The organism is Novosphingobium fuchskuhlense (assembly GCF_001519075.1).
Classification (GTDB): domain Bacteria; phylum Pseudomonadota; class Alphaproteobacteria; order Sphingomonadales; family Sphingomonadaceae; genus Novosphingobium; species Novosphingobium fuchskuhlense.
Genome location: NZ_KQ954246.1, coordinates 128,411 through 142,880, shown reverse-complemented (window position 1 = coordinate 142,880; position 14,470 = coordinate 128,411). Strand labels below are relative to the sequence as shown.

At 67.5% G+C, this 14,470-nt stretch carries 22 protein-coding genes; 6 read left to right on the top strand and 16 right to left on the bottom strand.

The annotated features are described in order from the left end of the window. Nucleotides 1-5 precede the first annotated feature (5 nt). From AQZ52_RS14660 to AQZ52_RS14650, 3 genes are read left to right on the top strand one after another with little or no spacing between them, the layout of a single operon-like run. Nucleotides 6-575, top strand: coding sequence for a DUF1285 domain-containing protein (locus AQZ52_RS14660; protein WP_067912561.1), 570 nt, complete (start codon nucleotides 6-8; stop codon nucleotides 573-575). Further along, nucleotides 572-1,174 (top strand): CoA pyrophosphatase, encoded by a 603-nt coding sequence (locus AQZ52_RS14655; protein WP_067912559.1) that lies wholly within the window; start codon nucleotides 572-574, stop codon nucleotides 1,172-1,174. The genes AQZ52_RS14660 and AQZ52_RS14655 overlap by 4 nt, the downstream gene beginning before the upstream one ends. After that, nucleotides 1,167-2,360, top strand: a complete 1,194-nt coding sequence (locus AQZ52_RS14650; RefSeq protein WP_067912556.1) for a CCA tRNA nucleotidyltransferase — start codon at nucleotides 1,167-1,169, stop codon at nucleotides 2,358-2,360. The genes AQZ52_RS14655 and AQZ52_RS14650 overlap by 8 nt, the downstream gene beginning before the upstream one ends. Here AQZ52_RS14650 and AQZ52_RS14645 read toward each other — a convergent pair. From AQZ52_RS14645 to hisB, 14 genes are all read right to left on the bottom strand, one after another. After that, entirely contained in the window at nucleotides 2,346-2,891 is a 546-nt protein-coding gene (locus tag AQZ52_RS14645; protein WP_067912553.1) for a J domain-containing protein, read from the bottom strand. The two genes, AQZ52_RS14650 and AQZ52_RS14645, sit on opposite strands and share 15 nt — an antisense overlap. A 19-nt stretch (nucleotides 2,892-2,910) precedes the next feature. Beyond that, complete coding sequence (pal, locus tag AQZ52_RS14640) at nucleotides 2,911-3,462, bottom strand: peptidoglycan-associated lipoprotein Pal (protein ID WP_067912550.1); 552 nt, start codon at nucleotides 3,460-3,462, stop codon at nucleotides 2,911-2,913. Between the two features lie 128 nt (nucleotides 3,463-3,590). After that, nucleotides 3,591-5,009, bottom strand: coding sequence for a Tol-Pal system beta propeller repeat protein TolB (gene tolB / locus AQZ52_RS14635; RefSeq protein ID WP_067912547.1), 1,419 nt, complete (start codon nucleotides 5,007-5,009; stop codon nucleotides 3,591-3,593). 4 nt (nucleotides 5,010-5,013) lie between these two features. After that, the gene (locus AQZ52_RS14630; protein WP_082698077.1) at nucleotides 5,014-5,907 is read right to left on the bottom strand and encodes a cell envelope integrity TolA family protein; all 894 of its coding nucleotides are present in this window, start codon (nucleotides 5,905-5,907) and stop codon (nucleotides 5,014-5,016) included. Between the two features lie 11 nt (nucleotides 5,908-5,918). Then, entirely contained in the window at nucleotides 5,919-6,377 is a 459-nt protein-coding gene (locus AQZ52_RS14625) for an ExbD/TolR family protein (protein ID WP_067912544.1), read from the bottom strand. A gap of 4 nt (nucleotides 6,378-6,381) precedes the next feature. Continuing rightward, nucleotides 6,382-7,110 (bottom strand): protein TolQ, encoded by a 729-nt coding sequence (gene tolQ, locus AQZ52_RS14620; RefSeq protein ID WP_067912541.1) that lies wholly within the window; start codon nucleotides 7,108-7,110, stop codon nucleotides 6,382-6,384. Beyond that, nucleotides 7,107-7,589, bottom strand: coding sequence for a YbgC/FadM family acyl-CoA thioesterase (locus tag AQZ52_RS14615; protein WP_067912538.1), 483 nt, complete (start codon nucleotides 7,587-7,589; stop codon nucleotides 7,107-7,109). The genes tolQ and AQZ52_RS14615 overlap by 4 nt, the downstream gene beginning before the upstream one ends. 77 nt (nucleotides 7,590-7,666) lie before the next feature. Further along, nucleotides 7,667-8,050 (bottom strand): histidine triad nucleotide-binding protein, encoded by a 384-nt coding sequence (locus tag AQZ52_RS14610; RefSeq protein WP_067912535.1) that lies wholly within the window; start codon nucleotides 8,048-8,050, stop codon nucleotides 7,667-7,669. A gap of 3 nt (nucleotides 8,051-8,053) precedes the next feature. Continuing rightward, nucleotides 8,054-8,413: a phosphoribosyl-ATP diphosphatase gene (locus tag AQZ52_RS14605; protein WP_240481680.1), complete on the bottom strand. Its 360-nt coding sequence runs from the start codon at nucleotides 8,411-8,413 to the stop codon at nucleotides 8,054-8,056. Nucleotides 8,414-8,461: 48 nt separating this feature from the next. Further along, nucleotides 8,462-8,635: a PEP-CTERM sorting domain-containing protein gene (locus AQZ52_RS14600; RefSeq protein WP_156424970.1), complete on the bottom strand. Its 174-nt coding sequence runs from the start codon at nucleotides 8,633-8,635 to the stop codon at nucleotides 8,462-8,464. A 148-nt stretch (nucleotides 8,636-8,783) separates the two neighbouring features. Further along, entirely contained in the window at nucleotides 8,784-9,545 is a 762-nt protein-coding gene (gene hisF, locus AQZ52_RS14595) for an imidazole glycerol phosphate synthase subunit HisF (RefSeq protein ID WP_067912529.1), read from the bottom strand. Continuing rightward, nucleotides 9,542-10,267 (bottom strand): 1-(5-phosphoribosyl)-5-[(5-phosphoribosylamino)methylideneamino]imidazole-4-carboxamide isomerase, encoded by a 726-nt coding sequence (gene hisA / locus AQZ52_RS14590; RefSeq protein WP_067912526.1) that lies wholly within the window; start codon nucleotides 10,265-10,267, stop codon nucleotides 9,542-9,544. Before hisA ends, hisF begins: the two co-directional genes overlap by 4 nt. 13 nt (nucleotides 10,268-10,280) lie before the next feature. After that, a complete protein-coding gene (gene hisH, locus AQZ52_RS14585) occupies nucleotides 10,281-10,901 on the bottom strand; it encodes an imidazole glycerol phosphate synthase subunit HisH (protein WP_082698075.1) in 621 nt (206 codons plus the stop codon). After that, on the bottom strand, nucleotides 10,894-11,487 hold the full coding sequence (gene hisB, locus AQZ52_RS14580; protein WP_067912520.1) for an imidazoleglycerol-phosphate dehydratase HisB: 594 nt from the start codon (nucleotides 11,485-11,487) through the stop codon (nucleotides 10,894-10,896). The genes hisH and hisB overlap by 8 nt, the downstream gene beginning before the upstream one ends. A 93-nt stretch (nucleotides 11,488-11,580) precedes the next feature. Between hisB and AQZ52_RS14575 the strand changes: the two genes are divergently transcribed. Genes AQZ52_RS14575 through gmk form a run of 3 tightly spaced genes read left to right on the top strand, consistent with a single transcriptional unit; the run spans nucleotide 11,581 to nucleotide 13,145 of the window. Continuing rightward, nucleotides 11,581-12,072 (top strand): SspB family protein, encoded by a 492-nt coding sequence (locus tag AQZ52_RS14575; protein ID WP_067912517.1) that lies wholly within the window; start codon nucleotides 11,581-11,583, stop codon nucleotides 12,070-12,072. Beyond that, a complete protein-coding gene (locus AQZ52_RS14570) occupies nucleotides 12,069-12,446 on the top strand; it encodes a hypothetical protein (RefSeq protein WP_156424969.1) in 378 nt (125 codons plus the stop codon). Before AQZ52_RS14575 ends, AQZ52_RS14570 begins: the two co-directional genes overlap by 4 nt. 45 nt (nucleotides 12,447-12,491) lie before the next feature. Continuing rightward, nucleotides 12,492-13,145, top strand: a complete 654-nt coding sequence (gene gmk, locus AQZ52_RS14565) for a guanylate kinase (protein WP_067912511.1) — start codon at nucleotides 12,492-12,494, stop codon at nucleotides 13,143-13,145. Nucleotides 13,146-13,165: 20 nt separating this feature from the next. On the opposite strand, the gene AQZ52_RS14560 is transcribed toward gmk, so the two are convergent. Together AQZ52_RS14560 and AQZ52_RS14555 are read right to left on the bottom strand one after the other, a co-directional pair. Then, nucleotides 13,166-13,627, bottom strand: coding sequence for an SRPBCC domain-containing protein (locus AQZ52_RS14560; protein ID WP_082698073.1), 462 nt, complete (start codon nucleotides 13,625-13,627; stop codon nucleotides 13,166-13,168). A gap of 32 nt (nucleotides 13,628-13,659) precedes the next feature. Beyond that, nucleotides 13,660-14,460, bottom strand: a complete 801-nt coding sequence (locus AQZ52_RS14555; protein ID WP_067912506.1) for an SDR family oxidoreductase — start codon at nucleotides 14,458-14,460, stop codon at nucleotides 13,660-13,662. Nucleotides 14,461-14,470 lie beyond the last annotated feature (10 nt).

Sequence of the window (14,470 nt, the reverse complement as noted above, 5' to 3'; positions counted from 1 at the left end):
GATTTGTGCCTTATGAACCGCCTGCCGAACTCGCCGCGCTGACCCTTGCCGAACTGGCAGAGGCCGTTGCCGCGCGCCGTCTGCCTGCGGTCGATACCTGGTCTCCCGCCCGCACCGGCACAAGCCACATGCGCATCGCGGCGGACGGCACATGGTTCCACGAGGGCGGCAGGATCACCCGCCCGGCCATGGTCCGCGCGTTCTCCTCGCTGCTCACGCGCGACGCGGCGGGTCAGCACTGGCTGGTCACCCCCGCCGAAAAGCTCGCCATCGAAGTCGAAGATGCCGCCTTCATCGCGACCGACCTCGAAGTCCGCGCGGACAGCGCAGGCAGCCCGGTCATCGCCTTGCGCCTCAACACTGACGACGTGGTCCTCGCCGGTCCCGATCACCCGCTGATCGCGCGCGGCACGGCTGAAGTCCCCGCCTTCTACCTCGCCGTGCGCCACGGCACCGAAGCGCGGCTCAACCGCAGCACCTATGGCCAGCTGATCGACCACGCGCTGGCGGTCTCCCCCCCTGATGCGCTCGCGGTGGAAAGCCTCGGCGCTTCCTTCCCGCTGCTCCCTGCATGAGCCTGCGCGCACGCCTCGCCGATCTGTTCACGATAGGCCACGCCGATCCCGCCGCGCCCGCCTATGAAGACTGGCGCCCCCTCCCCGATACCCCGTTGCGCCCCGCCGCCGTGCTGATCGCCGTCACCGATCGTCCGGATCATCCCGAAGGTCCCGGCGTCCTTCTCATCCACCGCCCCTCGCACATGCGCGCGCACCCCGGGCAGGCCGCGTTCCCCGGCGGCAAGCTCGACGCAGGCGAAACACCCATCGAGGCCGCACTGCGCGAGGCGAACGAGGAGCTCGGCATCGACCCGGCCCTCGTCGACGTGATCGGCGCGACCGACCAGTACCGCACCGGCACCGGCTACGATATCACCCCCGTCCTCGCGATGGTCCCGCCCGATCTCCCGATCCAGCCCAATCCCGCCGAAGTGGCCGCCTGGTTCGAGCCGCCGCTTGCCTTCGTGCTCGATCCCGCAAACCACGTCCGGCGGGATGGTGAATGGTCAGGCCGCCGCGGCAGTTACATCGACATCCAGTGGAACGAGCACCGCATCTGGGGCGTCACCGCCGGGATCATCGCCAATCTGGCGCAGCGGATCCGCTGGCATGGCTGATACGCACCTCCCCGGCGCGCTCTGGACGCAGCGCGCAGACCTCGCCGCGCTCGTCGCCGCGCTTGACCCTGCGGGTGCGGGCCTCGTCCGCTATGTCGGCGGCGCGGTGCGCGATACGCTGCTCGGCATCGCCGTGAAGGACATCGACATGGCGACCCCGCTCGAGCCGCCTGCGGTGATCGAGCAGCTGGCGGCGGCAGGCATCCGCAGCGTGCCCACCGGCCTTGCCCACGGCACCGTGACCGCCCTCCTGGCAGGCGGCCCGGTCGAGATCACCACCCTGCGCCGCGACGTCTCGACCGATGGCCGCCACGCCACGGTCGCCTTCTCGCAAAGCTGGCAGGAAGACGCAGCGCGCCGCGATTTCACGATCAACGCGCTCTATGCCGATCCGCGGGACCTTGCCGTCCACGATTACTTCGGCGGTCTCGCTGATCTGGATGCCCGCCGCCTGCGCTTCATCGGTGATGCCGAGCAGCGCATCCGCGAGGATTACCTGCGCATCCTGAGGTACTTCCGCTTCCAGGCCCGGTTCGGCTCGCTGCCTGCCGATCCCGTGGCAGAAGCTGCCTGCAGCGCGCTTGCCCCCGGCCTCAAGGGCCTCTCGCGCGAACGCATAGCCAGCGAACTGCTGCTGCTCCTCGCCTTGCCCGATCCCGCGCCGACCGTGGCCCGCATGGCTGATCTGGGCGTGCTGGCGGTGATCCTGCCCGAAGCCGATCCTGCCACGCTCCCGCCGCTCATCGCGGCCGAAGCCGCGCACGGCATCGCGCCCGCTCCGCTTCGCCGCCTTGCCGCGCTGCTGCCTGCCGATCCGCCGCTCGCCGAACAGATCGCCGCGCGCCTGCGCCTCAGCATCGCCCAGCGCAAGCACCTCGCGCTCGTCGCCGCACGCACCATCCCCGAGGAAGCCGCCCGCCCGCTCGCCTACCGGGTCGGCCGCGAAGCCGCGCTGGATCGCCTGCTGATCGGCGGCGCGAGCATGGCTCCGCTGCAAGGCTGGGACATCCCGCAGTTTCCCTTGAAAGGCGGCATGATCGTCGCGCGCGGGGTCAGCGCCGGGCCGGAGGTTGCCCGCCTGCTCCGCGCGGTGGAGGCACGCTGGGTTGCGGAAGGCTTCCCCGATGAAGCGCGCGTGATGGTCCTGCTCGATGCCGAACTGGCAGGCCGGTCAGACCCCGTCTGAACCCTTCCACTCGCGCCGCTCCTCTGCCGCGCGCAGCACTTCATAGGCGGTCTGCAGCTTGAGGAACTCCGCCGCTGCGGCGGCATCCCCGGGGCGGACGTCGGGGTGGACTTCCTTGGCCCGGCTGCGCCACGCCTTGCGCACCGCCTCGAAATCGGCGTCGACGTCGAGGCCAAGCGCCTCCAGCGCCCGCATTTCGTCGCGGCTGCGGCTGCCGTCACCGGGCCCGGCCCAGGACTGGTAGGCCGATTGGGCATAACCCGAAGCCTCGCCGCGCTCGGCCTTCTCGCGCAGTTCGGCCTCTTCCTTGTCGAGCCCCTCGAAGTAGTTCCAGCCCTGATTGTATTCAGCGGCATGGGCCACGCAGAAATACCAGCGCTCCGGGCTGTTGGGCGATTTGGGGGCGGGGCATTCCCCCTTTTCGCTGCACCCGGCCCGGTCGCACAGGCGCACGGGCGCGGCCTCGCGCGCGCTTTCATAGCCGCGCCATCTGGGGAAACCCCAGTCTGCCGATCTGCCCTGCCGTGCCATGCTGCCTGTTCCTAAGCCCTCACTGCACCGTGATCGTCACGGCGCGGCGGTTCTTGGCCCAGCTTGCCTCGTCCGAACCCAGCGCCACCGGGCGCTCCTTGCCATAGCTCACCGTGGTGATGCGCGCGGCATCGACGCCTAGGCTCACGAGATAGTTCTTCACCGCATTGGCGCGGCGCTCGCCGAGAGCAAGGTTGTAGTCGCGGGTGCCGCGCTCGTCGCAGTGGCCCTCGATGGTCACCCGCGCCGCCGGATAGCGCGCCAGCCACTGCGCCTGGCTCTGCAGGATACCCTGATCCTCGCTGTCGATGTTGTAGCGGTCGGTGTCGAACAGGATGGTGTCCGCCAGCACGGAGGCCATGAAGTCGGCGCGCGTCCCGGGTGCCGGCCCCGCGGGCTGGCCCACCGGCGGCGGATTGATCGTGGTGGTGGAGGTCGTCACACCGCTCGGCTGCGGCGGCAGATCCTTTTCCTTCGGCACGGTGCCAGCGCAGCCGGCCAAAGCGAGGCCCGCGGAGAGCAGCAGGGCTGTGGTGATCTTGCGGTTCACGGAAACGGTCTCCTTGGTCATTTGGAACCAGACTGCCTTCTGCAGTCCGAATCGGCAAATTGTTTCATCCCTCCGGTCCGGACCAGCGCGGCCCGGCAAGGCGGGACCAGTCGGCGGCCCGAAGGGGCTTGGGCGCATTCAAGGCAGGATCAGGGCAGCACCGGTCCCCAGGCCGGGTCCGATGCGTCGACCGGGGTGTTCAGACGCCGCTCGTTGCGTCCGGTCAGGTCCACTTGCCAGATCGAGGTCTTGCCGGTGGTCTTCGCCGTGCGGAAGAACTGGACGATGCGGCCGTTGGGCGACCATGTCGGCGCCTCATCCTGCCAGCTGTCGGTCAGATAGCGCATGTCGCCGCCCGATGGGTTCATCACCGCGATGCGCAGGTTGCCGGCAATGTGGGTGAAGGCGATCTGGTCGCCGCGCGGGCTCCATTCCGGCGTCGCCGCGCGGCCGCCGAAGAAGCTGATGCGCTTCTGGTTCGTGCCGTCCGCGTTCATCACGTAGACCTGCTGGCTGCCTGATCGGTCGCTTTCGAACACGATCCGCTGCCCGTCGGGCGAATAGCTGCCGCCAACATCGATCCCTGGCGAATCCGTCAGCTTCACCGAATCGCCGCCGGTCGCCGGCACACGGTAGATGTCGGTGTTGCCCGCAATCGCCATCGAATACAGAATGTACTTCCCATCGGGCGACCAGCGCGGCGCGAAGGTCGGTCCCTTGCCCTCGGTCACCAGCCGCTGCTGCCCGGTGCCGATATCATAGACATAGATGCGCGGGGTACCGTTGAGAAAGCTGAGATAGGCGATCTTGGAATAGTCGGGCGAATAGCGCGGTGTCAGCGCGGTCGATTGACCGTTGGTGATGAAGCGGTGGTTCGCGCCATCGGAATCCATGATGGCCAGCTGTTTGCGGCGGTTCCCCTTGGGACCCGTTTCGGCGATATAGGCGATCTTGCTGTCGAAGAACGGGCTTTCGCCCGATAGCCGCGCATAGACCATGTCGGCGCACTTGTGCGCGGCGCGGCGCCATTCCTCGGGCTTCACCACATAGCCCTGCCGCGCCAGCTCGCTGCCCAGCGCCACGTCGTAGAGATAGCACCCGACTGTCAGCCGCCCGTCCGGCGCCGCCCTGACAAAGCCCTGCACCAGCATCTCCGCCGAACGCGCGCGCCAGTTCGGGAAGGTTGGCGCGGTCACCTCGCCATAGGCGATGCGCGGCAGCGCATCCGGCCCGACCGGGCGGAACAGCCCGTTGTTCTTGAGATCGCCGAAGATCACCCGCGCCAGATTGCGGCCCAGGGCTTCGGTGTTGCCGCCCTCGGCCGCCGTCGGCAACATCTCGTCGGTGGGGAACACCGGGATCGCGATGGCCGCGTCGTTGTTGATCGTGCCGACCACGTCCTCCTCGGGCGAGGAATCCACTGCGGGCGCGGGGGTTGCGGCGGGTTGCGGCCCCTTCGGCGCGGCCTGCTGCGCATGAACGGGCGGCGCGGAGAGGGCCAGGGGCGCGCACAGCAGCGCCGCGCAAAGCCCGGTAACGCGAAGTCCGGTAACTGGGGTGCTACGCACGGCTCTACTCTTTCCTGAAATTGAGCTTGTAGGTCTTCCAGAATTCGTATGATTCCGGCGGAAGGTTGAAGGGCGCCGCCGTCCTGATCGCGCGGACCGCACATTCGGTGAAGCGGCTGACCTGCGGCGTGTTGGCCGGAGTCTGGCCGGAAAGCACCGGCGGTGCAATGCTCGTGATATTGCCGCCGCGATCGAGCTGGAAGGTCACGCTGGCGCGCAGCTTCTCGATCTCCACGCCGTTCACCGGGCAGCTGTTCCACGGCGGCAGCACCTTGCGGTTGATCGTCACGCGGATCGCGGCCTTGACCTGCTCGCTCGCCGCATCGGCCGGATTGCCGGTGGCGCCGGGGCGCGTGCCGGTGTTGATGCCCTTCAGGAAGTCCGGACCCAGCTGGCTGGCCCCGCCCGGCGCATCGGATCGCCGGCGCTGCCGGGGGTCCGCCGGCGGCGATGCGGCTGCGGGCCTTGCCGCGGGCTTCGGCGGCGCTGCGGGCGCGGCGCGCGGCGGCGGCAGCGGAGCCGCCTTCGGTGCGGGCCTCGGCTGCGGTGCCGGCTTTGCCTGCGGCTGCTGCGCGGGCGCCGGCTTGGGCAGCGGCTGCGGCGGTGCCATCTGCGGCACCGGCTCGGCAGCCACGGGCTCGGGCGCCGGCTCGCCGATCACGGGGGCAACATCGGCCGCAGCCGCCTCGTTGGGATCGGGCGACGTCGAGGTATCGGCGGTCTCGTCGGCAAAGGTCACCGTCATCCGCTCGGGCGGCGACATGATCGTCCGCCCCGGCGGAGCCAGCGTCAGCGCCGCGATCAGCCCCGCATGGGCCGCCAGCGCGATGATGAGCGCACCAAACGGTAAGGGCGCTTCGTCGCGCGTGAGGCCTGGGGGGGAGGAAGTGGCACTCATCGCCATGGCGCTTAGGGGGCCGTGACTGAACCGTTGGTGACCAGCGAGATCGACTTGAAGCCCGCCGCGTTCAGCGCGCCCATCACCGCCACAACGCGGCCATAATCAAGGCCGCGGTCCGCGCGCAGCGTCACCAGCGGGGGCTTCCCGTCAGGCCCTGCCGCCGCAAGGCCTGTCAGCCGGTCCGAAAGTTCGCCGGGCGCGAGTTCCTGATCATCGAGGAAAATCCGCCCCTCGCCGTCCATGCTCACCGTCACCGTCTTGCGCTCGGTCTTGAGCGCTTCGGCGCGGCTGTCGGGCAGATCGATCGGCACGCCCGCCGTCAGCATCGGCGCTGTCACCATGAAGATGATGAGCAGCACCAGCATCACGTCGACCAGCGGCGTCACGTTGATCTCGCTCATCGCGCCGCTGCGCCGTCCCCGCCGCCCGCGCCGCCCGCCTCCGCCGGATGCCATGTTCATCGCCACGGCCCTACTGCTCCAGCTCGCGGCTCAACGTCGCGTGGAAGCGGTCGGCAAAGCGGAACAGACGCGTCTCAAAGCGGTTCACCCGGTGCGAGAAGCGGTTGTAGGCAATCACCGCCGGGATCGCGGCAAACAGGCCGATGGCCGTGGCGAACAGCGCCTCCGAAATGCCCGGTGCCACCACCGCGAGCGAGGAATTCTGCTGCGCGCCGATGTTGAAGAAGCTGTCCATGATGCCCCAGACCGTGCCGAACAGACCGACGAAGGGCGCGACCGCACCCACCGTGGCAAGGAAATTGAGGCGGCCGGCCAGCCGGTCGGTCTCAGCCGTCACCACGCTTTCCATCGCCGAGTTGAGCCGCTGGCGCGTGCCTTCGCGGTCGATCGTCTTGCCCGAGGTGGAGCGCCGCCATTCGCTGAGCGCCGCCGTCACCACGCGCGCGCTCGGCACGTCCTTGTCGCCATTCTCTTTGTGGTAGGCGTCGATATCGCGCGCTTCCCAGAAGCCCGTTTCGTAGCGGTTGCATCCCCGCTGCATGCTGCCCATCCGCAGCGAAAAGGCGAAGATGATCGTCCACACCCAGACCGAGGCAAGCACCAGCGCGCCCATCACCACCTGCACCACGATATCGGCATGGAGGAACAGCGCGACGGGGTTGAGCCGGGTCGGCATGCCGGCGGTCACACCGCCAACGACACCGGGGGCAGCGGCAGCAGCAAGAACGGAAAGCATCATGATCGAACGGGACCTTCCTGAGGCGGCACAAGCAGCGAAGTGAAAGCGGTGATGAAGGGCGCTGGCAGGCGCATCGCGCGCCCAGCGGGTGAAACAAACGCGACGCGGACCTGCGCCTCGGCAAGGAGCTCATCCCCGCGCAGGGCCTTCTGGACGAGCGTGCACGTCACGCGTGTCACCGCAGAGACGGTGCTGACGATCAGCACATCGTCGTCGAGCCGGGCCGGCCGCTGGTACTTCAGCGCAAGGTCGGTCACCGCAAAGGCGCCCTGCCCCGCTTCGTGCGCCCCGCGCTGGTCGATGCCCAGCAGTCGCAGCATGTCGGACCGCGCACGCTCGAACCAGCGTAAGTAGTTGGCGTGATAGACCACGCCTGAAAGATCCGTGTCCTCAAAGTAAACACGTACCGAATAAAAGTGGCGATCGGCGTCGAAACAGCCGGAGGGAGGACACGGAACAGGAAACGGGGGGCTTGGCATGCGGGGCCTGTCCTAGCCTTGCCGCGACTCGCGAGGCAAGGCCAAACACGGCCATCGCGGGCGGCAGCGCCGGGGTTTCAGTCCACCCGCGCCAGCAGCGGGCCAAGCTGACGCCCGGCAAACACGTGCACATGCAGATGCGGCACTTCCTGGTGGCTGTTGGTGCCGGTGTTGGCGAGCAGCCGGTACCCCGGTGCCACCAGCCCCGCCTCGCGCGCGACATGGCCCACCGCGCGGACGAACCCGGTGATCTCGGCGTCCGAAGCCTTCGCAGAAAAGTCGTCCCAGCTCACATAGGCACCCTTGGGGATCACCAGAATATGCGTCGGCGACTGCGGGTTGATATCGTGGAAGGCGAGGCTCCACTCGTCTTCGTAGACGCGCCGGCAGGGGATTTCCCCGCGCAGGATCTTTGCGAAGACGTTCTGGTCATCATAGGGCTGGGTGGCATCGACCGCCATGGCTCAACTGCTCCTGCTGGCTTTCTCGGCAATTCCGGAGATGCCCTCGCGCCGCTCCAGTTCCGCGGTCACATCGGCCAGCGAAACCCCGCAATCGCCTATGAGAACTAGCAGATGGAACAGGAGGTCCGCCGCCTCGCCGACCAGCGCCTCAGGCGCGCCGGTCAACGCCGCGATCACCACTTCGGTCGCTTCCTCGCCTACTTTCTGCGCGATCTTGCCGCGCCCCTTGGCATGGAGCCGGGCGACATAGCTGCTTTCAGGACCAGAAACGGAAGCACCCGCGCGGCGCGCCGCAATCGTGGCTTCCAGCCGGGACAGGATGGTGGTCGGGTCTGTCGGGTTTGGCATCGCAGCGGGCATGGCGCGCCGCCGGTGCGAGGTCAAGCGGGCAAGGCGCCCCTCAGGCCCTCAGTCGTCCTTGCGCCGCGCCACCCGGCGGCCGATGATCAGGCCGGCGAGGCCGATGGCAAACAGCGCGCCGTCGGTCGGCTCGGGAATGGCCGTGCCCCCGCTCGCCTGCGCAAGCGCGGTTCCAGCAGTGGTGGCAAGAGCCACAATGGCAATGGGAAGAAAGCGGAACACGCGCGGGATTTCCAATACAAGACCTTGCCAAAGAGTTAATGCAAACCCTGTGCCATCGCGCTGAATATCAAGAAGATACGGGTATTTCGCTAGTTAATATCCGTAGGTTTTCAGCGGCAAGTGTCAAAAATTCCGACAGCTGCGTGCCTTATCCCCGCGCCGGAATTCCCGCCGCGCGCAGCGCCGCATGGGCCTCGGCGACGGAATGCGTGCCGAAGTGGAAGATCGAGGCCGCCAGCACGGCGCTCGCATGGCCCTCGCGCACGCCCGCTACGAGATGGTCAAGCGTGCCGACACCGCCGCTGGCGATCACCGGCACCGGGACCGCATCGGCAATGGCCCGCGTCAGCGCAAGGTCATAGCCGGCCTGCGTCCCGTCCCCGTCCATCGAGGTGACGAGCAGCTCGCCCGCGCCCAGTTTCGCAAGGGTCTCGGCATGGGCCAGCGCATCGATCCCCGTCGGACGCCGCCCGCCATGGGTGAAGATTTCCCACTTGCCGGGCGCCACCCGCCGCGCGTCCACCGAACCCACCACGCACTGCGCGCCGAACCGCTCGGCAATATCGCGCACCAGTTCGGGCCGCGCGACCGCGGCGGAATTGACCGCCACTTTGTCCGCGCCTGCCAGCAGCAGCGCCCGCGCATCCTCTGGCGTCCGCACCCCGCCGCCCACGGTCAGCGGCATGAAGCAGACCTCGGCCGTGCGCGCGACGACATCAAGCAGCGTCCCGCGCCCCTCATGCGTCGCAGAGATATCGAGAAAGCACAGCTCGTCCGCGCCCGCCTTGTCATAGGCCCGCGCCTGCTCGACCGGATCGCCCGCATCGCGCAGATCGACAAAGTTCACGCCCTTCACCACGCGTCCATCGCGCACATCAAGGCAGGGAATGACACGGACGCGGACGGTCATGCTTCCGCCATCGCAATAGCCGCCGCCAGATCGAGCCGCCCCTCGAACAGTGCGCGGCCGGTGATCACGCCCTCGATCCCGTCCGCCTCGTGGATCTTCAGCATCCGAATATCGTCGATGCCCTTCACCCCGCCGCTCGCGATCACCGGCAACCGGGTGCTGCGCGCAAGATCGAGCGTCGCATCGATGTTGCAGCCTTTCAGCAGCCCATCGCGGCCCACGTCAGTAAACAGGATCGAGGCCACACCCGCATCCTCGAACCGCCGTGCCATGTCGACAATCGAAACGTCGGAAACCTCGGCCCAGCCCTCGGTCGCGACCATCCCGTCGCGCGCATCGACCGCCACCACGATCCCGCCGGGATAGGCCTTCGCCATGTCCTTCACGAATTGCGGGTCCTTCAGCGCCGCCGTGCCGATCACCACGCGGCTCACGCCCAGATCAAACCAGCCATCGACGGCAATCGGATTGCGGATGCCGCCGCCCAGCTGCACGTGCCCCGGAAACACCTTGAGGATGCCCTCGACTGCCGCGCGGTTCACTGCCTCACCGGCGAACGCGCCATCAAGGTCCACGACATGGAGGTACTGCGAGCCGGCATCCGCAAACAGCATCGCCTGCGCCGCCGGATCATCGCCATAGACCGTCGCGCGCGCCATATCGCCCTCGGCCAGCCGCACGACCTGTCCGCCCTTGAGATCGATTGCCGGGAATACGATCAAGCCACATACTCCTTCAAGGGCGCCACTCCAGAAAACGCCCCAGCAGGGAGAGCCCGTAGTCCTGGCTCTTCTCCGGGTGAAACTGCACGCCCAGCACATTGTCCCGGCCCACCGCCGCGACGAGCCCGCCGCCATGGTCGGTCATCGCCGCCACATCCGCGCCGTCCTCGGACACGAAGTGGTAGGAATGGAGGAAATAGGCCTCACCCGGCACGATCAACGGGTTGTGGTGCATGGGCTCCACATCGTTCCAGCCCATGTGCGGCACCTTGATGCTCGCATCGCTCGGCTCGATCGCGCGCACTTCGCCGCCGATCCAGCCCAGCCCTTCGGTCACGCCGAATTCGATGCCCCGGTCCGCCAGCAGCTGCATCCCCACGCAAATGCCCAGGAACGGCGCGCCGCCCACCAGCACGCGCTCGCGCATCGCCTCGACCAGCCCCGGCACGCCGCGCAGCGCCTCGATGCAGGCCTTGAACGCGCCGACACCCGGCAGCACGATCCGGTCTGCCGCGCGCACCACATTGGGGTCCGCCGTCACGGAAACGCCTTCCGCCCCCGCCGCCTTCAACGCATTGGCAACCGAGCGCAGGTTCCCCGCGCCATAGTCGACCAAGGCAATGACTTCAGCCACCCAGGATGCCCTTGGTGCTGGGCACGGCATCGCCCTTGCGCGGGTCGATCTCCACCGCATCGCGCATCGCCCGGGCAAAGCCCTTGTAGATGCCCTCGATGATGTGGTGGTTGTTCGAGCCGTAGAGGCACTCGATGTGCAGCGTGATCCCGGCGGCCTGCGCAATCGACTGGAACCAGTGCTCGAACAGCTCGGTATCCATCTCGCCAAGGCGGGCTTGCGTAAAGCTCGCCTTCCAGATCAGCACCGGCCGCCCAGAGATGTCGAGCGCGACGCGGGCCAGGGCCTCGTCCATCGGCGAATAGGCCGTGCCGTAGCGGGTGATGCCCTTCTTGTCGCCCAGCGCCTGCGCAATCGCCTGCCCCAGCGCGATGGCGCTGTCCTCGGTCGTGTGGTGCTGGTCGACATGGAGGTCGCCCTTCACGTGGCAGGTCACGTCGATCAGCGAGTGGCGGCTGAACTGCTCGATCATGTGATCGAGAAAGCCGATCCCGGTGCTGACATCGAACGTGCCGGTGCCGTCGAGATTCACCGAAACCTTGATATCGGTTTCGTGCGTGGTGCGGGCGATCGATCCGGTGCGCATGGCGCTTGCCTATAGGCCGCTTCCGCACAGAATCAATCGCCTGCACCTCAGAGCCCCTTGACCCGCGCGCGGCTCCAAGCCACCCTAGAGCAGATGAGCGATGCACCCGACAGCCTGATCCCCTACGACGAGATCGTGCAGGAAGCCCTGCGCGCGGTGGTCGGCCGCGTGCTTGGCCAGATCGAAACCACGGGCGGCACGCTCCCCGGTGCGCACCATTTCTACATCACTTTCAAGACCGGCGCGCCCGGCGTATCCATTCCGCCGCGCCTCAAGGAACGCTTTCCGGACGAGATGACCATCGTCCTGCAAAACAAGTTCTGGGATCTGAAAGTCACGCCCGAAGGCTTCAGCGTCGGCCTCTCGTTCAACCAGATTCCTTCGACGCTGGTCGTCCCGTTCAGCGCGATCACGGCCTTCGTCGATCCCGCCGTCGATTTCGGCCTCCAGTTCCAGACCGCGGGCGATGTCGAGGAAGACGAGCCGCTCCACGACGCGGAAAATGATTCGCCCGAAGCCGGCGAGCCGGCGGGCGCCGATGATGGCTCGAACGTCGTCACCGTGGATTTCGGTCGCAAGAAGTGACCACGCCCGGCAAGCCGGTTCCAGCATTGACGCAAGCGGCACCTGAATCGCCGGTTGATCCAGTCAGCCCGCTCACCCGTACCATCCTTGCCGGCATCGCCATGCGCGCTGGCTCCTCGCTGCTGAAGCGCGGCGTCGATCGCGGCATCCTCGGCGCCGCGCCCGATGCCCTGAAAGCTGCCGCGAAAGCCGCCGGTGTGAAGGCCGCCCAGCAGGCCGCAAAGGCCCCGAAAGTCAAACGCGGCATCGGCGCGCGTATCCTCACGGCTGCCGCCACCCGTATCGCCACCCGCTCGGTGCCCGGCGCCATCGTCGTCGGCGGTGCGCTGCTCGCCAAGACGCTCCACGAACGCCGCAAGAACCGCCAGCGTTGACCAAGCGCCCTTGACCTTCCCGGCCGCCATGCGCCAACAGCGCGCATGGTCCAGCCGACTCCCCCATCCTCCGACGCACTCCACCGCCGCGGGCTGATGTTCATCATGTCCTCGCCCTCGGGCGCGGGGAAGACAACCATCTCGCGTATGCTGCTCGAGGCCGATCCCGCCATCCGCCTCTCGGTCTCTGCCACCACGCGGCCGATGCGCCCTGGCGAGGTTGACGGGAAGGACTATCACTTCGTCACGCAAGGGCGCTTCGACGAAATGGTCGAGAACGAGGAGTTCCTCGAATGGGCGCACGTCTTCGGCAACAGCTACGGCACGCCCAAGGCGCAAGTGAAGGCGGGCCTGCGCGAAGGCCAGGACTTCCTCTTCGACATCGATTGGCAGGGTACGCAGCAGCTTTACCAGAAGCTCGAAACCGATGTCGTGCGCGTGTTCCTCCTGCCCCCCAGCATCGATGAGCTGCGCCGCCGCCTCACCGGGCGCGGCACCGACAGCGCCGAGGTCATCGCCGCCCGCATGGAACGCGCCCGCGCCGAAATCAGCCACTGGGACGGCTATGACTACGTCGTCGTCAACGACGATATCGACGAGTGCTTTGCGAAGGTCCGCGAAATCCTTCACGCCGAACGCATGAAACGCGCGCGCCAGACCGGCCTGATCGGCTTCGTGCGCGAACTGATGCGGCCCTGAGAGCCGGTCAGCCCGGGTCTTCAGACCGCCAGCAGCGCTGCCAGCTGGTCCAGCTGTCCCGGCAGCGCCATGGCGGATGTCTCCAGAGCCTCGTCGCGCGCGGCCCGCGTCGGATAACGCTCGTGATAGGTCACCAAGGTCCCGCCAGCCGCGTCTGCGAACGTCACGGTCGTGATGGCTCCCTCCGGGTCTTCCGCGTTGGTCCAGACGATCCGCTCGCCCGCCACCACGTCGGGATAGGTGCCATGGAACGTGAGCGTGTCCGCCTGGCCCATGCCATAGACCAGTCGGTAGGAACCGCCGGAGCGTACGTCCATCTCGCAGGCGAGCAAGGTGATGCCGAAGCCTTCGGGGGCCCACCATTGGCGGAACTGCGCCGGATCGGACCAGGCACCGAACACGCGTGACGGTGCCGCCGCGAACCGCCGTCTGATCGCAAGCTCGCAATCTCCGATGGCCTGCGCCGCTTCCGTCTCGTTCACGTCATGCTCCCGCAAACGATCCCGGGTGCCCCTCACTCCCCCAAAGGGTTGATATGGCTCTCTGGGATATAGGCGTTCACGATGCCGCCATCGATCGGCAGCGGCGTGCCGATCACATAGTCGCCCGCGCGGCTCGCGAGGAAAATCGCGCCGCCCGCCATGTCTTCCAGATTGCCAATGCGCTTCAGGGGGATGCCCCGCGCCGAGCCTTCCGGATTGTTCGCTGCTGCCTTGTTCATTTCCGAGGCAAATGCCCCCGGGCAGATCGCGTTGACGATGATGTTGTCCTTCACCAGCCGCGCCGCCATGCGCCGGGTGAGGTGGATCAGCCCGGCCTTCGAGGCCTGATAGCTGTAGGTCTCCCAGGGGTTCACGCGCAGCCCGTCGACTGAGGCGATGTTGATCACCTTGGCCGCATGGTCCTTCGCCCCGGCCTTCAGCAGCCCGTGCAGCTTCTGCGTCAGGAAGAAGGGCGTCTTGACGTTGAGGTTCATCACCTTGTCCCAGCCCATCTCCGGGAAATCGTCGAACTCCGCGCCCCAGGCCACGCCCGCATTGTTCACCAGAATGTCGATATGGCTCTCGCGCTGCGCGAGATCCTCGACCAGTGCCTCGATCCCTGCGAACGTCGAGATATCGCCCGGCAGCGCGATACACTTGGGGCCCAGTTCGGCGGCGGTCGCTTCCACCACGGCGGCCTTGCGCGCCGTGATGTAGACCCGCGCGCAGCCCGCCGCGATGAAACCCTCGGCGATCATCCGCCCAATCCCGCGCGAACCGCCCGTCACCACCGCAACGCGGCCTTCCAGGCTGAAAAGCTTGGCAAAATCCATCTGTCTGTTC

Bases quoted from the DNA above. Each gene is read 5' to 3' on its own strand.
- AQZ52_RS14655 (WP_067912559.1), top strand. From the start codon at position 572: ATGAGCCTGCGCGCACGCCTCGCCGATCTGTTCACGATAGGCCACGCC.
- AQZ52_RS14650 (WP_067912556.1), top strand. From the start codon at position 1,167: ATGGCTGATACGCACCTCCCCGGCGCGCTCTGGACGCAGCGCGCAGAC.
- AQZ52_RS14645 (WP_067912553.1), bottom strand. From the start codon at position 2,891: ATGGCACGGCAGGGCAGATCGGCAGACTGGGGTTTCCCCAGATGGCGC.
- pal (WP_067912550.1), bottom strand. From the start codon at position 3,462: ATGACCAAGGAGACCGTTTCCGTGAACCGCAAGATCACCACAGCCCTG.
- AQZ52_RS14630 (WP_082698077.1), bottom strand. From the start codon at position 5,907: ATGAGTGCCACTTCCTCCCCCCCAGGCCTCACGCGCGACGAAGCGCCC.
- tolQ (WP_067912541.1), bottom strand. From the start codon at position 7,110: ATGATGCTTTCCGTTCTTGCTGCTGCCGCTGCCCCCGGTGTCGTTGGC.
- AQZ52_RS14615 (WP_067912538.1), bottom strand. From the start codon at position 7,589: ATGCCAAGCCCCCCGTTTCCTGTTCCGTGTCCTCCCTCCGGCTGTTTC.
- AQZ52_RS14610 (WP_067912535.1), bottom strand. From the start codon at position 8,050: ATGGCGGTCGATGCCACCCAGCCCTATGATGACCAGAACGTCTTCGCA.
- AQZ52_RS14605 (WP_240481680.1), bottom strand. From the start codon at position 8,413: ATGCCCGCTGCGATGCCAAACCCGACAGACCCGACCACCATCCTGTCC.
- hisF (WP_067912529.1), bottom strand. From the start codon at position 9,545: ATGACCGTCCGCGTCCGTGTCATTCCCTGCCTTGATGTGCGCGATGGA.
- hisB (WP_067912520.1), bottom strand. From the start codon at position 11,487: ATGCGCACCGGATCGATCGCCCGCACCACGCACGAAACCGATATCAAG.
- AQZ52_RS14575 (WP_067912517.1), top strand. From the start codon at position 11,581: ATGAGCGATGCACCCGACAGCCTGATCCCCTACGACGAGATCGTGCAG.
- gmk (WP_067912511.1), top strand. From the start codon at position 12,492: ATGGTCCAGCCGACTCCCCCATCCTCCGACGCACTCCACCGCCGCGGG.
- AQZ52_RS14555 (WP_067912506.1), bottom strand. From the start codon at position 14,460: ATGGATTTTGCCAAGCTTTTCAGCCTGGAAGGCCGCGTTGCGGTGGTG.